Annotated in this window: 21 protein-coding genes and 1 pseudogene; 16 read left to right on the top strand and 6 right to left on the bottom strand. The window is 48.4% G+C overall.

All coding sequences use genetic code 11. From position 1 onward, the window contains the following. Window positions 1–74: 74 nt before the first annotated feature. From hflK to I9W95_RS14235, 11 genes and pseudogenes are all read left to right on the top strand, one after another. Complete coding sequence (gene hflK, locus I9W95_RS14285; protein ID WP_225676057.1) at window positions 75–1,259, top strand: FtsH protease activity modulator HflK; 1,185 nt, start codon at window positions 75–77, stop codon at window positions 1,257–1,259. Beyond that, window positions 1,259–2,128 carry a protease modulator HflC gene (gene hflC, locus I9W95_RS14280; protein WP_225676055.1) on the top strand — a complete coding sequence of 290 codons (870 nt, stop codon included), beginning with the start codon at window positions 1,259–1,261 and terminating at the stop codon, window positions 2,126–2,128. The genes hflK and hflC overlap by 1 nt, the downstream gene beginning before the upstream one ends. 114 nt (window positions 2,129–2,242) lie before the next feature. Beyond that, a complete protein-coding gene (locus I9W95_RS14275) occupies window positions 2,243–2,440 on the top strand; it encodes a DUF2065 domain-containing protein (RefSeq protein WP_225676053.1) in 198 nt (65 codons plus the stop codon). Window positions 2,441–2,452: 12 nt separating this feature from the next. Beyond that, the gene (locus I9W95_RS14270; RefSeq protein WP_225676051.1) at window positions 2,453–3,619 is read left to right on the top strand and encodes an ATP phosphoribosyltransferase regulatory subunit; all 1,167 of its coding nucleotides are present in this window, start codon (window positions 2,453–2,455) and stop codon (window positions 3,617–3,619) included. Between the two features lie 20 nt (window positions 3,620–3,639). Then, window positions 3,640–4,932, top strand: coding sequence for an adenylosuccinate synthase (locus I9W95_RS14265; protein ID WP_225676049.1), 1,293 nt, complete (start codon window positions 3,640–3,642; stop codon window positions 4,930–4,932). Window positions 4,933–5,176: 244 nt separating this feature from the next. Further along, window positions 5,177–6,046 (top strand): hypothetical protein, encoded by an 870-nt coding sequence (locus tag I9W95_RS14260; RefSeq protein ID WP_225676047.1) that lies wholly within the window; start codon window positions 5,177–5,179, stop codon window positions 6,044–6,046. 15 nt (window positions 6,047–6,061) lie between these two features. Further along, window positions 6,062–7,255, top strand: a complete 1,194-nt coding sequence (locus tag I9W95_RS14255) for a hypothetical protein (protein ID WP_225676045.1) — start codon at window positions 6,062–6,064, stop codon at window positions 7,253–7,255. 1,491 nt (window positions 7,256–8,746) lie between these two features. Continuing rightward, window positions 8,747–9,717, top strand: a pseudogene (locus tag I9W95_RS14250) (lipase family protein). Between the two features lie 12 nt (window positions 9,718–9,729). Further along, window positions 9,730–10,356 (top strand): hypothetical protein, encoded by a 627-nt coding sequence (locus I9W95_RS14245; protein WP_225676043.1) that lies wholly within the window; start codon window positions 9,730–9,732, stop codon window positions 10,354–10,356. Beyond that, a complete protein-coding gene (locus I9W95_RS14240) occupies window positions 10,349–11,143 on the top strand; it encodes a hypothetical protein (RefSeq protein ID WP_225676041.1) in 795 nt (264 codons plus the stop codon). Before I9W95_RS14245 ends, I9W95_RS14240 begins: the two co-directional genes overlap by 8 nt. A gap of 16 nt (window positions 11,144–11,159) precedes the next feature. Continuing rightward, on the top strand, window positions 11,160–11,636 hold the full coding sequence (locus I9W95_RS14235) for a hypothetical protein (RefSeq protein WP_225676039.1): 477 nt from the start codon (window positions 11,160–11,162) through the stop codon (window positions 11,634–11,636). Between the two features lie 136 nt (window positions 11,637–11,772). Here I9W95_RS14235 and I9W95_RS14230 read toward each other — a convergent pair whose 3' ends face one another. Continuing rightward, window positions 11,773–12,669, bottom strand: a complete 897-nt coding sequence (locus tag I9W95_RS14230) for a LysR family transcriptional regulator (protein WP_225676036.1) — start codon at window positions 12,667–12,669, stop codon at window positions 11,773–11,775. A 97-nt stretch (window positions 12,670–12,766) separates the two neighbouring features. Between I9W95_RS14230 and I9W95_RS14225 the strand changes: the two genes are divergently transcribed. The 5 genes from I9W95_RS14225 to I9W95_RS14205 all read left to right on the top strand — a co-directional run bounded on the left by I9W95_RS14225 (window position 12,767) and on the right by I9W95_RS14205 (window position 17,687). Beyond that, window positions 12,767–13,888, top strand: coding sequence for an S-(hydroxymethyl)glutathione dehydrogenase/class III alcohol dehydrogenase (locus I9W95_RS14225; protein WP_263866219.1), 1,122 nt, complete (start codon window positions 12,767–12,769; stop codon window positions 13,886–13,888). A 61-nt stretch (window positions 13,889–13,949) separates the two neighbouring features. Further along, complete coding sequence (gene fghA, locus I9W95_RS14220) at window positions 13,950–14,786, top strand: S-formylglutathione hydrolase (RefSeq protein WP_318653619.1); 837 nt, start codon at window positions 13,950–13,952, stop codon at window positions 14,784–14,786. A 150-nt stretch (window positions 14,787–14,936) separates the two neighbouring features. Continuing rightward, entirely contained in the window at window positions 14,937–15,095 is a 159-nt protein-coding gene (locus I9W95_RS14215; protein WP_225676034.1) for a hypothetical protein, read from the top strand. Window positions 15,096–15,171: 76 nt separating this feature from the next. Beyond that, window positions 15,172–16,329, top strand: a complete 1,158-nt coding sequence (locus tag I9W95_RS14210) for a DKNYY domain-containing protein (RefSeq protein WP_225676032.1) — start codon at window positions 15,172–15,174, stop codon at window positions 16,327–16,329. Between the two features lie 101 nt (window positions 16,330–16,430). Further along, on the top strand, window positions 16,431–17,687 hold the full coding sequence (locus I9W95_RS14205) for a DKNYY domain-containing protein (protein ID WP_225676031.1): 1,257 nt from the start codon (window positions 16,431–16,433) through the stop codon (window positions 17,685–17,687). A gap of 127 nt (window positions 17,688–17,814) precedes the next feature. Here I9W95_RS14205 and I9W95_RS14200 read toward each other — a convergent pair whose 3' ends face one another. From I9W95_RS14200 to I9W95_RS14180, 5 genes are all read right to left on the bottom strand, one after another. Then, window positions 17,815–18,621 carry a hypothetical protein gene (locus tag I9W95_RS14200; protein ID WP_225676029.1) on the bottom strand — a complete coding sequence of 269 codons (807 nt, stop codon included), beginning with the start codon at window positions 18,619–18,621 and terminating at the stop codon, window positions 17,815–17,817. A gap of 2 nt (window positions 18,622–18,623) precedes the next feature. Beyond that, the gene (locus tag I9W95_RS14195) at window positions 18,624–19,847 is read right to left on the bottom strand and encodes a hypothetical protein (RefSeq protein ID WP_225676027.1); all 1,224 of its coding nucleotides are present in this window, start codon (window positions 19,845–19,847) and stop codon (window positions 18,624–18,626) included. Window positions 19,848–20,175: 328 nt separating this feature from the next. Next, window positions 20,176–20,883, bottom strand: a complete 708-nt coding sequence (mtnC, locus tag I9W95_RS14190; RefSeq protein ID WP_225676025.1) for an acireductone synthase — start codon at window positions 20,881–20,883, stop codon at window positions 20,176–20,178. A gap of 7 nt (window positions 20,884–20,890) precedes the next feature. Beyond that, window positions 20,891–21,436, bottom strand: coding sequence for a 1,2-dihydroxy-3-keto-5-methylthiopentene dioxygenase (locus I9W95_RS14185; protein ID WP_225676023.1), 546 nt, complete (start codon window positions 21,434–21,436; stop codon window positions 20,891–20,893). A 9-nt stretch (window positions 21,437–21,445) separates the two neighbouring features. Beyond that, the gene (locus tag I9W95_RS14180) at window positions 21,446–22,066 is read right to left on the bottom strand and encodes a methylthioribulose 1-phosphate dehydratase (protein ID WP_225676021.1); all 621 of its coding nucleotides are present in this window, start codon (window positions 22,064–22,066) and stop codon (window positions 21,446–21,448) included. Window positions 22,067–22,072: the final 6 nt, after the last annotated feature.

Here is a 22,072-nt window from a genome sequence, read left to right as displayed (position 1 = left end):
GGTTTCGCGGAAATCCGCTATTATTGACGCAGGGGAAAGCCCCGAGCGAATAAGCAGCCTAACTGGAGTGATATATGGCCTGGAACGAGCCCGGTGGAAAGGGCAATCCAAATGATCCGTGGGGAAATAACAACCGCGGCAATAACAACCGTGGTGGCGGTAATCAGCCACCGGATCTGGATGAAGCGCTCAAGCAGCTGATGGACAAGCTGAATGGCTTGCTCGGCGGTGGTAAGCGTAACAATAACAACGGCGGCAATGGTGGTGCCGGTGCGGGCGGTATGTTCGGCATCGTTGGCGCTATTCTGGTGGTGTTTCTTGGTTTCCAGTCTGTATACACCCTCGACGAACAGGAGCGCGGTGTCGTTCTGCGTCTGGGTAAATACCTGAAAACGGAAAACCCGGGTCTGCGCTTCAAGATTCCTCTGGTTGACCAGGTAATTCCGGTTAAAACCACGCAGGTACGAACTGCTGAAATTAAAGAACGCATGCTGACCGAAGACGAGAACATCGTTGAAGTGGAACTGGAAGTTCAGTACCGCGTCACCGACCCGGTTTCCTATGCACTGCGCATCGAACAGCCTGAACGCACTCTGACCGCTGCCGCTGAGAGTGCTCTGCGTCACGAAGTGGGTTCTGCTGCCATGGATCCTATCCTGACCACTGGCCGTCCGGAACTGGCCGATAAAGTGCAGATTCGTCTGCAGGATTATCTGGAACGTTATCAGACCGGTATGGTGATTTCGCAGCTGAACATCAAAGACTCGCGTCCACCTTCGCAGGTGAAAGCGGCATTCGATGATGTACAGAAAGCCAAGAACGACAAAGAGACTCTGACCAACCAGGCCGAAGCGTACGCCAACTCCATCGTGCCGGAATCCCGTGGTAAGGCTCAGCGTCAGCTGGAAGAAGCATCTGCTTATAAAGAGCGTGTGATTGCTCGTGCAGAAGGTGAAGCGTCACGTTTCTCACAGCTGTATCAGGAATACAAAAAAGCGCCAGCGGTTACCCGTGAGCGTCTGTACATTGATGCCGTATCTGAAGTCTACAGCAACACCAGTAAGGTGCTGGTGGACGTTGAAGGCGGCAACAACATGATGTATCTGCCACTGGATAAACTGGTACAGAACCTGCCGTCTGCTCCGGGTGGCAATGGTCTGAGTAACAGCGATATCTCCCGTCTGACCGATGAAGTGCTGAATGAAGTACGTTCACGTCAGAATAACACCAGCAATACTGTTCGTCGGGAGGGTCGTTAATGTCACCTAAAGCTATGTTTTCGCTGATTGTACTCGGCCTGATCCTGTTGGTCGGTAGTCAGTCGGTTTACGTTATTAATGAAACTGAACGTGCTATTCGCCTGAAGTTCGGTGAAGTGGTTGAAGCGGATATCGAACCGGGTATTCATGTGAAGACTCCGTTCGTGGATAACATCAAGCGTTTTGACGCCCGTGTTCTGACGCTGGATACCACACCGTCGCGTTTGCTGACCTCGGGTAAGAAATACGTGATCGTGGATTCGTATGCCAAATGGCGTATCAAAGATGTTCGCGCATACTACAAAGCAACCTCCGGTGATCGTCTGCAGGCTTCTAACCTGCTGGCTAACCTGGTGAACAAGGGACTGCGTGACGAAATTGCGGCTCGTACCCTGCATGACGTTGTATCCGGTGAGCGTGATGAACTGATGACCAAGCTGACCGCGAGTCTGAATACTCAGACTCAGGGTGATCTGGGTATCGAAGTTCTGGATCTGCGTGTGAAAGCAGTGGATCTGCCGGATGATCTGAGTAACTCGGTATACGATCGTATGTCGGCGGAACGTGAGCGTGAAGCGCGTGAATATCGTTCACAGGGTAAAGAGCTGGCTGAGGGTATCCGTGCTGACGCTGATCGTCAGAAAACGGTTATCGAAGCGGAAGCCTACCGTGATGCAGAACGCACCCGGGGTGAAGGCGACGCAGAAGCCGCGCGTATTTACGCTGCCGCTTACAACAAAGATCCTGAGTTTTACGCCTTTACCCGTAGCCTGAAAGCCTACACCGAGACGTTCAGCAAAGGCGATGTTCTGCTGCTCAAGCCTGACAGTGACTTCTTCCGTTATATGAAGGATGCCAAAGGCAAATAAAGAGTACTATCCAAAGGCCCCTTAAGCATGTTCAACAGGGGGCCTCTTTGGTAGAATCCGTCAACCGGGCCTGGGGCCCGGTTTTTTTGTGCGATTTATTTTTAAGGAAACCCAGTGCAAGCCGATCTCTGGCGCGAAATCGCCATCGCTGTTTGTCTGGTTTTTATCATCGAGGGGATCCTGCCGTTCCTCTGGCCCGCCCGCTGGCGCCGTCTGGTTGCGCAGCTGGCGACGGTCGATGACCGCACAATGCGAATGACAGGGCTGATCAGTATGCTGACCGGCCTCGGGCTTCTTTACATGATCAACTGATAAGGTTGGACAATGACAAGCGCTGACCGTTGGCTTTTGCCGGATGGTATAGAAGAGGTGCTGCCGCCGCAGGCACGCCGTATTGAACAGCTGCGCCGCCGTTTACTCGATTTGCTGGATAACTGGGGTTACGACTTCGTTATTCCGCCGGCTCTCGAATATCTCGACTCCCTGCTGACCGGTGTTGGCCGGGATCTGGATCTGCGTACCTTCAAGGTAACTGATCAGCTGTCGGGCCGTATGATGGGTCTGAGTGCTGACACCACGCCGCAGGTTGCACGAATTGATGCTCACAGCCTGGCGCCGGAAGGTACCAATCGTATGGCTTACTGCCGTACCGTATTTCATGCCAAGGCCGGTTCACTGCTGGCCAGCCGTACGCCAACTCAGATTGGTGCTGAAATGTACGGTGAAGCCGGTGAATCTGCCGATGTTGAAATCATCAGCCTGATGCTGGCGATGATGGAAGCGGCGGGCATGAAAGATGTGCATCTTGATCTGGGTAACGTCAGCGTTTTCCGTGCACTGGCCGATAAAGCCGGTCTCAGCAGTGCCCAGCAAACCGAGTTGTTCGGCTTGCTGAAACTGAAGTGTGCGACGGACCTGGAAGCCTGGGCTGCGCGCGAGATCGCTCAGCCTGAATTGCAGGAAGCCTTTATCCTGCTGACCCGTCTGCAGGGTGACCGTAAGCTGCTGGACGACTGTATTCGTCGCCTGGCGCAGCTGGTGCCGGAAACCTCGGCGGAACTGGCGCACATTCAGCAGGTTGCTGATCGTCTGCAGGCTCGTTTCCCGGCGATTCCTATGTATTTCGACCTGACCGAACTGCGTGGTTACAACTACCACACTGGTCTGGTGTTTGCGGCTTATGTTCCGGGCTATGGTGATGCCATTGCTCAGGGTGGCCGTTATGACGAAACCGGTGCGGTATTCGGACGTGCGCGTCCGGCCACCGGTTTCAGTGCTGACCTCAAGGTGCTGGCACGCTTCGGTGCTTTTGCCACCGAAGGCAAGCAGACCATTGTAGCCCCGGATGTTGATGATCCAGCGCTGTGGGCTGAAATATCTGCGCTGCGTTCCGCTGGTAAGCGGGTACTGGTAGCAACCGAACAGGATACGGTCTCTGCGGATCTGTATCTGAAAAAACACGATGATCAGTGGACACTGGTCGAAGCTTAATACGTGAGAGATTGACCGCGATGGGCAAAAGCGTTGTTGTTCTGGGCACCCAATGGGGTGACGAAGGTAAAGGTAAAATCGTTGACCTGCTGACTGAAAAGGCAGCGGCTGTAGTTCGTTTTCAGGGTGGCCATAATGCCGGTCATACTCTGGTAATCAACGGTGAGAAAACCGCTCTGCACCTGATTCCGTCCGGCATCCTGCGTGATGGTGTGACCTGTGTAATCGGTAACGGTGTGGTACTGGCACCGGATGCTCTGCTGAAAGAGATGCGTGCACTGGAAGACCGTGGTGTACCGGTTGCTGAGCGTCTGCGTATTTCTCATGCATGTCCGCTGATTCTTCCATATCACGTTGCTCTGGATCAGGCGCGTGAAATCAAGCGTGGCAACGCCAAGATCGGTACCACCGGTCGTGGTATTGGCCCGGCTTACGAAGACAAAGTATCCCGTCGCGGTCTGCGCGTTGGTGATCTGTATCAGCCGGAGTTTGCTGACAAGCTGAAAGACGTGATGGAGTACCACAACTTCTCACTGAAGCACTACTACGGTGTTGACGAAGTTAGCTATGAAGAGACTCTGGCGTCCTGCATGGATTGGGCAGCACAGATCAAAGACATCGTGGTTGACGCGGTTGACCTGGTGCACAGCGTGCGCGAAAGCGGCGGTGACATTATGTTCGAAGGTGCTCAGGGCACACTGCTGGATATCGACCACGGTACTTACCCGTTCGTAACCTCTTCTAACACCACGGCTGGCGGTGTAGCGACGGGTTCCGGTGTTGGTCCGCTGTATCTGGATCAGATTCTGGGTATCACCAAGGCTTACACCACCCGTGTTGGTTCTGGTCCGTTCCCGACTGAACTGTTCGACGAAGTGGGTGTTCACCTGGCTACCGTGGGTAAAGAAAAAGGCACCACCACGGGTCGTGACCGTCGTTGTGGCTGGTTCGATGCGATGCTGGTTAAGCATGCTATCCGTGTTAACTCCATCAACACCATCTGCCTGACCAAGCTGGACGTTCTGGACGGCCTGGAAACCATCAAGGTATGTGTTGGTTACGAAGATGAAAACGGTAACGCACTGAAAGTGCCTGCGTCTGCAGACCAGTTCGAGAAAGTGAAGCCGGTTTATAAAGAACTGCCAGGCTGGACTGAATCGACTTTCGGTGCAAAAACCATCGAAGACCTGCCGGAAAATGCCCGTGCTTACATTCGCTTTGTTGAAGAAGCGATTGGTGCACCGATCGATATTATTTCTACCGGTCCTGACCGTGTTGAAACCATCGTTCTGCGTCACAGCTTTGAGCTGTAATTCAGTACCTGAAAAGAACCCGCTACGGCGGGTTTTTTTATGCCTTTTAATCAAGGCTGAGAGCAGTACTGAATAATGATCGGTTGATCAGTGAAACGGAACCGGCTATCGGCAGATATCTCTGAAATGGCGTAAGCCGACCCAGACGAATATCTGATTATTGGCCTGTTTCCACTGCCTGTTCTTAACAGCTAATGAGTTGCCTGTTAGAGTGACCCTTTCAAAACAGAGAGCAGAAGGGATCATGTTCAAGCGTCTGTTTGCCTCCCGAAAAAAACCTTACATCCCCGGCCTGGATAATCCTGAGCATATCAGTCTGAATATTGGCGGCTGCCGGTTAGAGATGGATATTCCGCCGCATTACGATTCCGATGGATTTGATGCCAAAAAGGCACCAACAGATATTCCTAATATTTACGATGCCGGCCTCTATGACCCAAACGGAGATTTTCTCTTTAATGGTCTTCTTCCGCTCAGGCGTAATTGGGAGTTTCTTGGCCCTTTTTGGTATGACCAATACCTTGGGCGTACTGAGTTTTCAATATATGTTGAGCGAGCTAACTGTCTACCAGAAGGGATGAGCTGCCTGAACCCTGCCCATATGGAGCAGGTGATCTTACGATTCCTTTTTGATAATGGGCCTGATTCTCCTCAGTTTTCAAAAAAAATAGCGCCAGTGAGCTGGCAGGTAAAACAGATCGGTAATCAACCCTGGGTACTGTTTGAACAGCGGGTATGGGTCAGAGAAGATGACCCGGATCGGGATATCACTATCGCCAACTTCCGCTCGTATGCGGCGACAGCCATTGATGACCGTTATTTTCTGTTATTGGAGTTTGATAATTTTGGCTATACCCCTTCAGAAATATCGATTGCCAATATGAATGTATTTAAAGACCGGATTGTGAATAGCATTCGCTGGCAGCTCAGCGAAGCCGCTCAGAAGCGTTTACTTGAAGTTCAGGCTCAATGGCCTGATACCAAACTTTCTCAACACCGCGAGCCGGAAAGCTGGGTTTATCCTGAGTGGCGTGATGGTGATGTGCAAAAAGGCGAACCGCATATTGTGATCTTAAAGCGTAATACGCCTCCCCCTGAATTTAAGGTTGGATAGATAAGGAGACAGAAAATGACTGGAAGTCACGGTTATAGGAAAATTCTTGGACCTGAGGATGACAGAAATCTGACCCGCAGTGTCTGGGTACCTGCAGGGCAGTACAACGAATGGCAGCGGATTAAAGACGGTAAAGACGGCAATTATTATATGACCAGTCTTTTCCGCTCGGTCACTGATATGGCAAAAACACCTGGCGCCCGGATGCCTGTGTCCCAGGCAGGGCGTTATGGTGACTTTGATATGTCTTATCAGGTATCACCAGCCTCTAAGGATATTTATTTAAATTTGGTTGCATTGTCGAATGAATCTCAGTCATGTGCTTCACGTACCCCGGGAGTATACCGTGTCGAATGGAACGGGGACGCGATAAAAGGTAATTGGTCTGTAAGAGATGGATCTTATACTGATATGGATCTTTCTCATCAATGGGGTGGTGCTCACTCTGCGGTGATTCCGGGAAAATTTAAAAACAAAGAAGATGCGGGCCGCAAAATAGCAAATCATCTTGAAAATGCTTATTTCCCGCAGACCCGCCAAAGAAATGCGATTCATGAAAATAATAACCACTTTTCTATGTTCTGGCTGAATAATGAGTTTACCAGTGAAACGCATGTGAAAAGCCTGGTATCTATGATGCAGATGGCTCGTAAACAGAGTGCTGAACTTCAGTGGCTTGTACATGGTGAAGCCTGTGGCACCTTTGTCAGAGCGGCAGAGTACCTGAAGAAAAACCCGGTCTCGGACAATCCTCATGAAGCCCAGAAAGGATTTGAGTTGCAGAGTTTCTACTTTTCTAATCCACGTGGCCGTCGGACCGGAAAATCGGATCTGGAAAAAATCTGTAAAGAAGTTGGTTTTAAATATGAAAATGTCAAAATCAATGATAAAGATATCTTTAAGAACGCCGATGCAAGAAAGAGCGCTCTGTTTAAATCTGCGTTAACAGTAGCAAGCATAAGCGGTGGTGTATTGAGTGGTTCGAGTATATCCAGCGCTTTAGGTGATAATTTTATTGGCCTTAATACAATGATGCAAATCAAAGATGCGATCAGTGCTGGCCATGTCACTGCCACTACGGCGGGTATCACTATATGTGGGGGTGTCGTATTGGTGGGGGCGGCATATGCACTGGAAGGTTTGGGCAGACACCTTGGAGGTGTATATTCAACAGCCTTTCGCGATGGTAATCAAAATTGGGCTGCTTAGTCCGGGTGCTTTTAATATCTCTTTGCAAACTAAAAACCCGCTACGGCCACTGCTGTCCCACAGTTTTAAAGATATCTGTTTTCTATAAACGACTTTTAAATCTGCAATGCCTACTGCCTACCGGGGGAACTTACCGAGCGTCGGACCGCCCCTGGCCGGCAGGGCCGACCCCCAGCTTTTCGCTCCTGGAGCGTTACCCTCACTCCCTCGATTTTTCAGGCCACGCGCCCATGCGACATCCCTGTCGCCGTCCGCTCGTCGGGCATCCATGCCCGGTGGACCGGAAAAATCATCGTTCATTTCGGCGCTCCAGAATGCGAAGAATGGCTTCCTCTATGCTGCTTTTTACTACGACGCCACCTCTGAATTTCAGTCAGAGACATGAAACTCAGATTCTGCGTGACGTTTGAAATAAGGCGGTGAAATTCACTAAAACAGCGCCTCTGCGCTCGCCGCAGAAAGCGTAGATATTTACGACCTGCCCGAAGGGACTCGGGCAAGCGGCCCCGGCCAAGGATGGCCGATGGGTCGCGAGGTCAGGAAATATCAAGGTTTCAAGGGTAAACGAGCCAGAACAGCGCGAAGCGGGGGAGATAGCCCGTCCGGCGAGAGGGGTAAGGCCCCTCTATGAGGACAAGGGGCCTGGAATATCTCACAAAAGTTCAAATAAAAATTTGTGGGACAGCAGTGCGCTACGGCGGGTTTTTTTATGGCTGTTAATCAAGGCTGAGAGCAGAACTTAATCTTGAAAGGTTGATCAGTGAAGCGGAACTGGCTATCGGCAGATATCAATGAAATGGCGTAAGCCGACCCAGACGAATATCTGATTATTGGCCTGTTTCCACTGCCTGTTCTTAACAGCTAATGAGTTGCCTGTTAGAGTGGATCTTTCAAAACAGAGAACAGAAGGGGTCATGTTCAAGCGTCTGTTTGCTTCCTGCAAAAATCCCTATATACATGGACTCAAAAATCCTGAGCATATCAGTCTGAATATCTTTGCCCAGTTTGGATCCGGGTGACCATAAGGTGGCTATGAATATGGTCTCATAGCACAAATATTCTGATCAGATCTGGCAATGGTTTTATAGTTTAAATTGCTTTAAGTACGAATAAGGATGTTTATATGCACGAAGATATACTTGCTTTGTCTCCTCTGTAATCTGCCCATATTGCAGCAAATGTGTACTTTACACTGGACGGATGGGAACAAACTTATCAGTTTAATATCATGAACGGCAGTGGTGCTAAAGGTGCCCCAAAACCTAGGGCTGGATTAGAGAATTCAGCAGTGATCAATAGAAATGTGTCTGGTTCAGGGCCTCTATCCGTCAGAAAGGCTGGCATAGCTAATGCTGGACCTGTCGATGCATTTGTGGGATAACAGGACTGAATTTCACTGGACGGACAAGATCTGGCTTTGGTTATTTCCTGCATTTTGAAAGAAATAATAAAAAACATCTTGTCATTGCAACCCGGGGAACACGACCTGAAATGGGGATACCGGACCTGATCACCGATGCAAACATCAGTATTAATCGATCAATGCCAGGTGTTGGCCCCGTTCATGCGGGATTTTACGACGCATTCGATAGTATAAAATCAAAGCTTGCAAGCTCTCTGGATATCATCCAGAGCGCAGATGTTGTGCACTGTGTTGGCCACAGCCTGGGGGGGCTGTGGCAAATTTAGTTGCACTGTATGTATCTCAGGTTCGAAAAAATGTGTTGCTTTATACATTCGGAGCTCCGCGTGTTGGTTTGCGCGAAGCCGCTTATGACCAGGTCGTTGAGGCTTATCTAGGTGAGGAGAATATCTACAGGATGAGTCATAATTTTGATCCTATCCCTATGATACCTGTAGCGCCGTATATTCACGCGTTACCCAATATCAAAGATAGAAATAATCTCTTTGTGGCTTCACCTGTGAACTCCATTAGTATGGATAATCATGATACGGCTAATTATATCAAGTCAGTTTCTGGTAAGACCTGGTCAGATATACGCTCTGATAAGCTGAATGAAGGATATTTGAATAAGCAGTACTTCAGCAGCTGGAGGTCCAGTGATTCCTGGTTGAAGCAGTATTTTGGCCGTGCCCTTAATGCACAAATGGCTACACTACAGCGTATCCTGCAAGGATTGATAGATACTGTCGGGATAGGGCTGACCGAGGTTGCAACTATCCTTGATTTGCTCTCAATCGCTATACGTAAGGGTATTGAAGTTTATCAGATATCAAAAAACTATGTGCTGAAGTTTATCAGTGACTGTGCTGCAATGTTTGGCATGGCTGTTGAAGTTTCTAAGCAGCTTCTTTTGAAGCTATTCAGAAAAATGATGACTGAAATGGCTATTGCTGCGAAGCTTGCGATTGCTACCGCTTCCAAAGTGGTCAAGTCAAAAGAATTTCATCTGATTCTTGCTGCAGCAACGGCAGGTTCTATAGGGTATTTGATGATTTAGTGGTTCGATTCTATGTATCTGAATATCTTAATTACCGTAGTTATTCTTATTATTACTGCAGCTGGGGTTCTGAACTTTCCATATGTTCCGATGTTCTTTGGTATTTATGGTTCTGAACGCCACTCGTTCCGTGGAAGGGTTATCCTCAGTTTATTATGGTTATTTCCTATCATATCAGCTGTTTCTTTGGTTGCTGCGTGGGCGTTGAACAGCTTTTACGGCGTTCTGCCCTTGTTATATCTTCTGTTGTTGTTTCTATTCAGAGGAAACCGGAACAGTACAGATCACAGTGAGTTGTTGTATGGCTCCAGTGAAGAGAATTTTGATGCCTTGAAGTATCAGGTGGATTATTTACTGCAAGATGAAAGCTTATCTGTACAGAGTGGGCTTCTATTTAAAATTAATCTGTCTGAACATGAGAATCTGGAATTATTCAGGAAATATATCAAAGAATGCTATGGTGTTGATCTGGTATTAAACAGTGAAAACCATTCAGATAAATGCCATTCGGTTTCCTTTGAATTGGTTCTTGATGGTAAATCCATTCGGGAATCTGTCATGTCTGTTTTTGATGCGGTTTGGAAATTCCGGGCAGAAATTGTCTCTGTCAGTCTTGTTGATGATCTATCAAATGGGTAAGGTTTTAGCTATGAATTATAGCGATTATGGCGTGTTGCTGACAAATGTGATAGCGATCGTTAATCAGGCATTTGCTATGCAGTGTGGAGAGTTTGCGAATAATCTTGCTTCTGATCAGCACGACCTTCCAGGTATTGACTTCTTTGATCAGGAAAAACATGTAGCGATGTTTGACTTTCAGGAAATTCTGGGTCAGGGATATGGCGCCCTTTCAGATCTGCAAGACGAAATTCAGAGATCCTGGGAGGCTCTGCCGGAAGGTGTCATTGATGATGCTTTAAATAAACTACCTGATTCTTTGCCTGATATTGCTGCTCAGCTCAATAGGAATGAGTTTGTAATCTGGTTGAGATATGCTCTTGATCGAGAAGTATCGGAACCTCTTTATTTATTGCATCATGCTATTCAGGGAAGTATGGGGGGCGGATTTCAATATGATGAAGTGCACGATGCAATAAGAGAGGTTATTGCATTTGATGATGTTTCACCGCTTGAAGATTTAAATGTTTCTGTTTCAGCTGAAATGATTGAAGTAGAGGATGTGATTACAGCTATTACCATTAGATCAATGAAGGCTTTTGCATATTTGCATGACTTTTCCTCCTTTAGCATTGATGAGCATGTGGAAATTCTCTCAAGTTGTTCAGATGATAAAGATATTTTCTTTGAGGTTTGCTCTGTTATTTGTCCAACGCAGCCCAGGGTGAGAGAATTGATTGCCTCTGTTGAAGTTGGTAGTAACAGTAACCTGCATACTTTGTTAAATGAGTGGAACCTCAGGTTCTGATCTGGTTTCTGATTCTATGAATAAAATTCTGACTTTTATTGTACTTTTACCATGTTTTATGGCAATGAATGGTTGTTCAGGATCTGATGCTGCCAGTCTGGGTGAAAGCGATGTGTACAGGATATCTGGTGTCAGCGAGCAGCCATTTTCATTTTTAGATTCTGGAAAGGATGGTGTGATGCTCTATTTTTCATCTGATAGGACTGGTCGTTGTAACTTGTCTTTTATTAGAGAGAAATTTAATGATGAGTATCAGGTACGGTCAGATCGGCTAGGAAAAGGAGATGTTGATCTCATGTGCCTCCATTCCGGAGGTGCCTATTCAATGAGTAATACTGAGAATACCAATGTTTCTATGTCGATAAAAATGCTGGATGGTTCAGGATTATTGCGTCTGAATTTTTCACTGTATAGCGTCAGGTCTGAAGATTACTTAACTGGAACGCTGACGCTGAAATTAAATCGTTCAGAGGTTGATGCGATCAGGCGGTAAATCGGTTTCCTGAACAAAATATATGGTCAGAGCATAATCAGTGGAAGATGCCTTACCTGTAGGGGTTTATGTCTGATTAATTCAATCGCAAGGGCACTGTTAATCCGTACTGATTATTACAGCAGTCGTCTATCCTTCAGATAGCCCTAAACGGCTGACCGCTGCTGGACTGAATATTTGACAGGTAATCCAATAGCATCCGTACCTTGGGTGAGAGCTGGCGGCCGGGCAGACACAGCGCCCAGATGCCTTCATCGTCTGGTGCGTGCTGGGTCAGAACTTCACGCAGCTGTCCCTGCTGCAGCGCGTCGAGAACGTAATAGTCAGGTAACTGAACTATACCCAGACCACGCAATGCGGCATCCAGTAATGCTTCACCACTGTTGCAGCGTAAGCGCCCATGGATTTTCACCATGCGCTCTCCGCGGCTGTCGCGAAAACGCCAGTAGTCCAGAGTGCCGGGCAGGCAGCTGTGACGGTTGAGCTCCTGCAGCGTATCCGGGCTGCCACAGCGGTTCAGGTAATCAGGGGAAGCGCAGGTATGCAGGCTGCGAGTACCAAGTTTGCGCGCAATCAGGTCTTCATTGTCCAGCCGACCGAGGCGAATCGCCAGATCGTAGTTACCGTCAATCAGATCCATTTTCTTATTGGTCAGGTCGCACACCAGATTCAGCTGCGGGTGGCCCTGCAGAAAGCGGTTGAGCAGAGGCATCAGCTGGCGTTCGCCATAAGTGACTGGTGCGGTAATTCTGAGTGTGCCCTGAGGAACACTCTGCAGCTGGCTGAGCGAGCGCTCAGCGTCATTCAGAGCATCGAGTAGCGGACGACAGGACTGATAGTAAAGCTGTCCGGCTTCCGTCAGGCTGACGCGGCGAGTTGTACGGTACAGAAGTCTGACTCCCAGTCGTTGCTCCAGCATCTGTATCTGACGACTCACCTGTGCGGTGGATATCGACAGTCGCTCTGCTGCACGGGTAAAGCTTTCGCTCTCAGCCACGGCGATGAATTCGCTGACGCCCTGCCACTCATTCATTGATTATTACTCACGTGTAATGGTGATTTAACGATTAGCTGGATTATCAACGGTTCCGGTGTAATTACAATGAGGCAATCATTACAGGAGAACCGATATGACCGATACCATTACCTGCCGCGCTGCGGTTGCCTGGGCTGCTGGCGAGCCGCTGAAAATTGAAGAAGTTCAGGTCGCAGCGCCGAAAGCCGGCGAAGTCCGCGTGAAAATTGTCGCCACCGGCGTCTGTCACACCGATGCGTTCACCCTGTCCGGTGATGACCCGGAAGGTATCTTTCCGGCGATTCTCGGCCACGAAGGCGGTGGTATCGTGGAGTCTGTGGGCGAGGGTGTCACCAGCGTACAGGTCGGTGATCATGTTATTCCGCTGTACACCGCCGAATGTGGCGAGTGCAAATTCTGTAAATCCGGTAAAACCAACCTGTGTCAGGCAGTACGCGCAACTCAGGGACAGGGGCTGATGCCGGACGGCACCTCACGCTTCTCCATTAACGGTGAGCCAATTTTCCATTACATGGGTTGTTCTACCTTCTCTGAGTACACAGTGTTGCCGGAAATTTCTGTGGCTAAGGTGAACAAATCTGCGCCGCTGGAAGAAGTCTGTCTGCTTGGCTGTGGTGTGACTACGGGCATGGGTGCGGTAATGAATACCGCCAAAGTAGAAGAGGGCGCTACCGTGGCTATTTTTGGTCTGGGTGGTATTGGCCTGTCAGCGATTATCGGTGCGACTATGGCCAAAGCCAGCCGCATTATCGGTATCGACATTAACGACAGTAAATTCGAGCTGGCGAAAAAACTGGGTGCCACCGAGTGCATTAATCCGAACGACTACGACAAGCCGATTCAGGAAGTCATCGTCGAATTAACTGATGGTGGCGTGGATTATTCCTTCGAGTGTATCGGTAACGTCAACGTGATGCGCTCAGCTCTCGAGTGTTGCCATAAGGGTTGGGGTGAGTCGGTCATTATTGGTGTGGCCGGTGCGGGGCAGGAAATTTCCACCCGTCCATTCCAGTTGGTAACTGGCCGCGTATGGCGCGGTAGCGCTTTCGGTGGTGTGAAAGGCCGTTCCGAACTGCCGGGTATTGTTGAAGATTATCTGGCTGGTAAATTCGCGCTGAACGATTTTATTACCCACACCATGTCGCTGGATAAAATCAACGAAGCCTTTGACCTGATGCACGAAGGCAAAAGCATTCGCAGTGTTATTCACTATTAATGGCAGCCGGAAAATGCAGCGTTTAACGCTGCATTTTTGTTGAATATAACTGGAGAGAACTATGACTCTGGAAATGATCAGCCAGAATAAATCCTTCGGCGGCTGGCACAAACAATACACTCATCGTTCAGACGTGCTGAATTGTGATATGCGTTTTGCGGTTTACCTGCCGCCACAAGCCAGTGCGGAAACCCCGGTGCCGGTATTGTACTGGCTGTCCGGCTTAACCTGCACCGACGAAAACTTTATGCAGAAGGCCGGTGCGCAGCGTATTGCCGCGGAACTGGGTATGGCGATTGTAGCGCCAGATACCAGCCCGCGTGGTGACGATGTGGCTGATGACCCGGCCTACGACATGGGCAAGGGCGCGGGTTTTTATCTGAACGCGACGCAGCCACCATGGAGCAGCCACTACCGCATGTACGATTATGTGGTAGAGGAGTTGCCAGCATTAATTGAAGCGACTTTTCCCGTCACTCAGCAACGAGCCATTGCCGGACACTCGATGGGCGGCCATGGCGCGTTGCTGATTGCCCTGCGTAATCCACAGCGTTACAGCTCTGTGTCGGCTTTCAGTCCGATTACGAATCCGATGAATTGCCCATGGGGACAAAAAGCATTCACAGCCTATCTTGGCAATGATCGCCTGCAATGGGCTCAGTATGATGCGTCGGGGTTAATGGCCGCCGCCGAGCATAAACTGCCTGCCCTGGTTGATCAGGGCATGGCGGATAACTTCCTGCAGGAACAGCTGAAACCAGAAATGCTGGAGCAGGCAGCTCAGCTTAGCGGCTACCCGCTGCAACTGCGCCGTCATGATGGTTACGATCACAGTTACTACTTTATTGCCTCGTTTATTGAGGAGCATCTGCGTTTTCATGCAGAGCATCTGTTCTGAGAAACCATTTCAATGAACACCACCATACATCTGGTGTATCTTTTGCCCGGCTTGCCGGGCTTTTTCTTTCAGAGGGTTGGAGTATATGTGTTTTAACCCTGCCAGAAGGTGATCTTTGTTCGCTATTGACGTTATTAACAGGTAATGTGAGTGGCTAAGGCAATCGATCAGAAATGGAGTTTCTGGCGGATGAAATCACCTGACCAGAATAGCAATTTCAGCTTTCTGACAGAACACGATCCAATCTTTGTAGAGTTGGCGCAGGCGGTGGAGCGTGAGGCGATCACTCTTGATAGAAGGGCTGTATAAAAACCCTGAAAGAAGAAAGCGTGACTGCGAATGCCTATTGGTTGTTGAATATGGATGATTTTTGTAAAAGGAATTTATGATGAAAATATGTGGTCGATGTGATTTCGAAGAAGAATCTGAAGAGCTTCTTGTTTGCCGGAACTGTAAGAGAGCGTTTCATGATCGTAACGATAGTTGGTTGGTTCTCTTTCTTGCTATTGCGTTTACAGTCGTTGCCTACGTATTGCGTGATCAGTTCTTTTATAGCGTGATGTACGTCCTCTGGAGTGCCTCGTCGATGTTACTCTATATGATTCTGAAGCTTTTTCAGAAATGGCGAAGTCCAGAACGAAATGTAGTAAAAGAAGCGGCTTATGTACTTCCTTATTCAATGCTTGGTAGTTCCGTGTATATTCTTTCTATTGCCGGTGCTCTAGTACTCTACTACGATAAATACCTGTTCTTGCAGCCGGAGTCTGGCCTTGATGGCCTTATGAGTAAGCCTGAGATTCTGGAGATTGGATGTTATCTTTTGGCGTTTATCTATTTGATATTTGTCCTTGCCTTTCATAAAGGAATGATATTTACAACCGATAGCTTTTATAGACGCATTGTCTCTAATGAGTATGAACGAATTACCGATTTCAGGGTTCTGGCAAGGTCATTGGGAGGGCGATACAAACTCTATCTGAAGAATATTTCTGTCGAAGTAGACAAGGAAACCTTCCATAGCGCGTTTGAGACGCTGGGGTTCACCTACTTTATGGATAAAGATCAGATCTTCTTTATTGAACACACTCATGCTGAGAGGGCTGGAGTGATTATTCCGGAGCTGGATATTTCAACGTTTAAGTTATTGACGGAAGATCCTGAACGGAAGTCACATGTCTTTGCCATTGATAGAGACAGGGTCTACTACTTGATGGGGCGATATTCCAAAGCCCTTAATGATGTTGATGTAAAGACAGTCAGAGTATTGGAACATGGTTATCTCACTGATGGAAAGTCGGTATACCAAGGCCCGGATAGAATCGAACTTGACCTCGATATTGAAACCCTTGAAGTGCTGTCACACAACTATGTGAGAGACAGTCAGGGCGTCTATCTGATTTCCGGTATCAAACAGATTAGGCTGGATGTTGTAGACCCAGAGAGTTTCGAGGCTATTGATTATAAAACCTTTAAAGATAAGTCAGGGGTATATAAGATCGATAATTCTCAGATCAGACGGATGGAAGCTGACGAGACAATTTAGACATTGCTCCCCGTATATTGAGAGCGAATTGACAATAGGTATATTGTAAATTCAGGGAGTGAATGGGAAATGGGACTAATGTACAATGGATTGTATAAGTAATGAAATCTAAGCAAAAAGAATGTGCTTCTTGTAATAGAAAGTCTGCATCTGAAATGTTGGTCTGTCAGAACTGCCAACGACCGTTTCTGGATGAGGTGGATACATACCTGTTACTGTTTGGAGGAGTATTTTCACTTATTGCAGCGTTAGTGCTTGAGTTTACAGTTGATGATGTTTCCTTTTTTATACTAGGAATAGCCATTAATGTCGTAGTCATAATGCTAGGGCTTTTTGTCATTAAGATGATACAGAAGCTAAGGGATCCCGAGCGGAAGGTGATCAAAGAAGTTTTCTATAATATTTATCAGTCGCGTACTTATATCTACTACCTTGTTTTCGCCCTTGCTTTTATGCTGGGGTGTGCCTTTGAATATGTCGGTGTGCCCGAAAGCGATTTCCTGAGAGCGTCTGATCAATACTCTCTTATATTAACTGATTATTTGAGTTGGTTCTTTTGTGGTTGGCTTTCGTTGTCAATTCTGATATTCCGCCGTGGGATGATTGTTCGTGATGAGTATTCATACTTGGTCGAGCGAGAGTATGTGAGCTTTAGTTCAAAATTTCTGATAGCTAAACAATATAAAGATCAGTTCAGAATTTACTCTAATGGGCAGTCGCGTGTTGTTGATCGTGACAGCTTTAAATCGTTAGGCCGCATTTATTCTCACGACTACTCTAAAGATAAAAACGGTATTTACCTTGACACTGAGAAGGTATTACCTAATGCAGATATAAATTCATTTGAGCTGCTGTTTCATCCAGATGACAGGTTTGCGTACTACGGCCGGGACAGAGATTCTGTGTATTATCTCGACGATGAGTCTCCAACTGTACTTGCTGAAGTCGATCCTCAACGTGTAAGGGTGCTTTATGATGGTCTGTTATTGGCGGCTGATCAGCTATACATAAAGGGAAAGCGGGTGCTTGAAGTTAAAGATCCAGACTCGTTTGAAATGCTGGATGATGGGCTGGCCAGGGATAGTATGCATCTCTATTACATCGGCGGGGATGATCCTCATGTGGTTGATGGGGTTGATCCTGAGTCTATGACGATATACGACGGTTATGTATTTGATAATGGTAAAAGCTACTGTGCCAATGAAGATCAGTTCAAACGTTGTGAGTTAGCCACTAAGGACCAGCTTAACGAGTGGTTGGAAATCGGAGTGATTTCTGATGTTGGCTACTGTGAAGGTCTGGATAGGCTTGATGTGTTGCGCCGTTCTGAAGGCTCGACTGGCAAGTCGTCGCGATGATAGGCCGGTGACGGTGGTTCCTGCAAAATCGATTTTGCGTTGGTCAGGAACCCTCTGGGTATAAGTCAAGAGTATATCGTACCAAGCAGATAAGGCTGAAACATCCCGAAAGCGTTTTTAGGATGCGCTATTGCTGCTCTTCGGTTTGTTTCGCCTTCTCGGCCACTTCTCTTCTGAAATCCAGGTATGAACTGGTATCAGCCTCTCGCTTCCAGACCAGAGGCTCTATGTCTGCGACTTGATTTTTATCTCTTGATATTGATGCCGCAGCAGCTTTCTCTCTCTCAACCCAGTCAGGAAAGTCGATCTGGACGGTTTGCATGATAGAGCTGCAGTAGTCTTCTACGGCAGGAATATGTGGCCGGATCTTTTTATTCGCTGCAAGACTAAAGATAAACTGAAGGAAGTGTCTTTCTGTAATAGAGATGGTCCAAATGTACTCAATGGAATCTCCTCTGGTTTTATACTCAACCTCATTTGTATGAAACGTGAAGTCTAGTCCGTTTATGGGAATATCTTTAACTTCCTTCAAGGCAGTCACGTTAAGATAGTATGTGTCGTCATTGAACAGTTCTACAGACTCTGACTTTACTATTTCCAGTAGACTGCTTGGTATAAATAAACTGTCTTTATTTTTGCATTTGGCAAGGATCAACCTGAAATCCAGGTAAGAGAGTCCTTTCCCGATAACAGGAGGGCCTTTTATGTCCCAGGTGCTCTCATAACAAGGTCTGTAGCCGACTCCACTTACTTCAAACCCAAAAGCATCGTCATCAAATATATTCAGCTGAGATGGAAACTGCCGCTCTGACCTCCAGGGGGTTGCGAGCGGGTGAAGCTCCATAGTCACTCTAATATCAGATAGGTTAAAAGAGCGTTGCTTCGCGTCTTTTGATTTTGGGAGCCGAACACTGCCGAGTAGAGGGTATGACATTATCAGGCTCGTTGACGAAACTGGTTGATTGCGTGGTCGATCATATCACCGCCATTCTCGATTACTTTTGAGTTGGCTCCGAAGTTGGATATAACCAGTGCGGCCCAGCCAGTAGCAAAGGAAACGGCTTGAACAGATAGCGCTGCTTGCGGTATCAGGTAAGGGCTCGCCCCTACAGCTGCCATCATAGTGCGTTTAAAACCAGTGGCGGTAAGTTGGCCAGGTGTCAGGTTGCGCAGGCCATTTTCGCCTTGCTCCTTCATCTGCCGTGCTGAAACATGAATTTCACTGATGGCATTACCTGTTCCCCAGGTTTGTGATAGGTTCAGCTCGTTCATCAGTGGTCGCTGTGGCGCAAGTTGCATGCCCGCTTTTTTACGGTAGTGGTCGATGACAGAGAGGTTCATTGTTGGGTTGGCATAGAATACCCTTTGCTTTCCCAGATTTTCGATCTCTTTCGGTGAAAGCTCTTTTAGTGCAATCTGAAGTGCACGCTTGAAGAGCGCATGGCCTTTCTCATGCAGGGTCCAATTAAGTTCTTTACCAGCTCTCGCTTCAATGCGGATTATCTGAGCAAGCTTCTTAGCGTTTTCCGATCCGCCTTTGGTATTTATGATGGATGCGTCGAATACTTCTCTGAAGCTAGAATCCAGACCAGTTCCACAATCGTTATAAAATAGAGAATATCCAGATGTCTCAAGAGTTGTTTGCGTAGTATCAGGTTTATACCCTCGTTCTATAAACTGAGGCATAGCGAACACTGCACTTTTGAGGTTTGCGTAACCACCGTTGATTGCAATGTGTGATGAAGAAATTCTACTTTCTTCATTCTCTTTCCAGCCCGAACCGCCTACTTTGCTGTAGGTTGCTACGTACAATCCGGCCTTATCGTCAGATTTATTCCTTGAGATGGAATAGTCCTGAACAAACACACAACCGTTGGCCATGCTGTAGCAGATATAGCCACCATCTATTTCAAGCTTATGTTCTGTTGGCTTGAATCGACTAACGCTACTGCGGAGTAATCCATGGCGGTTATTCAGACTGTTGAGTTGGGATAGCAGGTAGCCTGCGTGGAAGTCCGTCTTGGCTTTGTTTTTCAGGCGGTTGTAGTTTGAGTGTTCGCTCTTTGGCACGAACACTTTCATCCCTTGATCGGGCGGGCTGATTTGCTTCCATGGCTGCCCCTGAAAGATGGCTTCATTGCCTTTGATGCAGACTTCCATATCGCTTCCCTTGATGTTGTCTGGTTATGGCGGACCTTACCACAGCGTCTCGTAGAGGTTAAGTTTGGCCATGACAGTTATGGTAGGGATTGTCATACTGGTCTGGGTATTTGAGTGAGTCTGTTATTTATGACGTTATCTGGCTAATACTATCTACTCGACAGTTTGACCAGAGGGCTGGTGCGCAGTGTTCACCCGACGGTTTTTTCGGGCGGCTCAAATGATGATCGAAACCGTGTCGGGGATATGACCCCCTCCTACAGGGTCAAGCGTACGAACGTGTGAATCTGTTCGACGCTAATATCGTTACAGTAGATAGCGTTAGCGATCAGATCTCCGCAAAACTCTTCACAGCTTTATGCGCTGCATCCGCCGGAATATCACTGTCACGCAGCAGCCATACCGTCTGCATACCTGCTTCTTTGGCGGCATCCAGTTCTTCTTTGATATCCGATAAAAACAGCACGTCTACGGCGTTTAAACCGGTGTGTGTTTTCTGCAGTTCAGCCAGAATATTCAGGTACGACTGAGTCTCTCGTTTGCCGCCCATCAGGGTATCGAAGTGGCCTTTGAATAAGGGCAGCAGGTTGCCATCCTGCGAGTAGCCGAAGAAGAGTTCCTGGGCTTGTACCGAACCTGAGGAATACACATATAGCGGCAGGCCGCTGTCGTGCCATTTTTTCAGGTATTCGGTGGCGTCCGGGTACATATGCGCTTTGTAGTCGCCATTTTCGTAGCCGGTTTTCCAGATCAGCCCTTGCAGGGCTTTGAGTGGGGTGGCTTTGCGGTCTTCGCTGATCCATTGCAGCAGTTTAGCGATGAGTGCGTCCGTTTCGTCTGCATTAATCACGTCACCGTCTTCTGCTGCAAGTTGTGCCGTTTGTTGCAGGGCGGCCTGAACGTTTTCGTCGTTAATATGTTCTTTTACGAACGCGGGCAGGTGGTCTGCCGCGTATGGGAAAAGTACGTCTTTAACGAAGGTAATCGACGACGTGGTGCCTTCGATATCGGTCAGGATAAGTTTGACGTTCTGCATAGCGAAATCAGTTTTCCAGACGGTTAAAGCGTTCAGCGATCGGGCTATCGGTAAAGTTGGCGACCCAGCCATCCGGATTATTAAACAGGCGGATGGCGATAAAACCCGGGTTAGGGCCCATATCAAACCAGTGCGGGGTATTGGCCGGTACGCTGATCAGGTCGCCTTGCTGACACAGCACTTCAAATACTTTGTTATCCGCATGCAGGCTGAACAGCCCTTCGCCGGCAACGAAGAAACGCACTTCGTCTTCGCTGTGGGTGTGTTCGCTGAGGAACTTCTGGCGCAGCTCTGCTTTCTGCGGGTGGTCGGCACTAAGGCTGACAACATCGACGGTCTGGTAGCCATCTTCCTGCATCAGACGATCGATATCTGCCTGATAAGCGGCAATAACGTCTTCCTGGCTGGCGCCGGGGGCCAGTGTGCTGGTAGTGGACCATTGTTCGAAGCGTACGCCAATGTCGTTCAGACGCTCAGCGATACGGCTCTGACGGTCACTGGTGAACAGCAGGTTGGTGGTGTCAGTTTCGTTGTATATACGGATGATGCTCATAGGAACCTCTTATTTGCCAAGCTTCAGCAGTTCAAGCTGGTAGCCCAGCAGGTTTTCCAGTGCTTCCAGGTGGCGGAAACATTCGGCCAGATCTTTGCCCCAGGTGTAGATACCGTGCCCACGAATCAGGTATGCATGGCCCTGACCGTGCGCTTGCATATGGCTCTCGACCAGCGCCGACAGACGATCAATATTCTGGTCGTTGGCAAACAGCGGAAAGGTTACCGTATCTTCGTGGGTGGTTTCACCGGCGAAGGCTTTCTGCAGCTCCCAGCCGGTTAACGACAGGCTGTCCTGCGGCCAGATTTGCGACAGTACCACAGCCACCGGTGAGTGAGTGTGAAGTACGGCACCAATCTGCTCGTCACGTTGATACAGCTGGGTATGCAGCAGAGTTTCTGCCGATGGTTTGCCGGCGCTCAGCGCCTGGCCCTGCCAGTCGACGGCGAGAATGTCCGCTGGTGTCAGTTCGCCTTTGTGTTTGCCGGAGCTGGTCAGTGCGCAGCAGTGGTCATTCAGGCGCACGGAATAATTCGAACTGGTGGCCGGTGACCAGCCGCGGCTGTAGAGAATGCGGCCGTAGTCACACAGTGCTTGCGCGGCGCGGGCAAATTCCTGTTGGTTGTACATGGGTAT

The organism is Thalassolituus marinus (assembly GCF_020320395.1).
GTDB classification, from domain to species: Bacteria; Pseudomonadota; Gammaproteobacteria; order Pseudomonadales; family Oceanobacteraceae; genus Venatoribacter; species Venatoribacter marinus.
The sequence above is the reverse complement of the archived record's forward strand: the minus strand, read 5'-3'. Positions and strand labels throughout refer to the sequence as shown.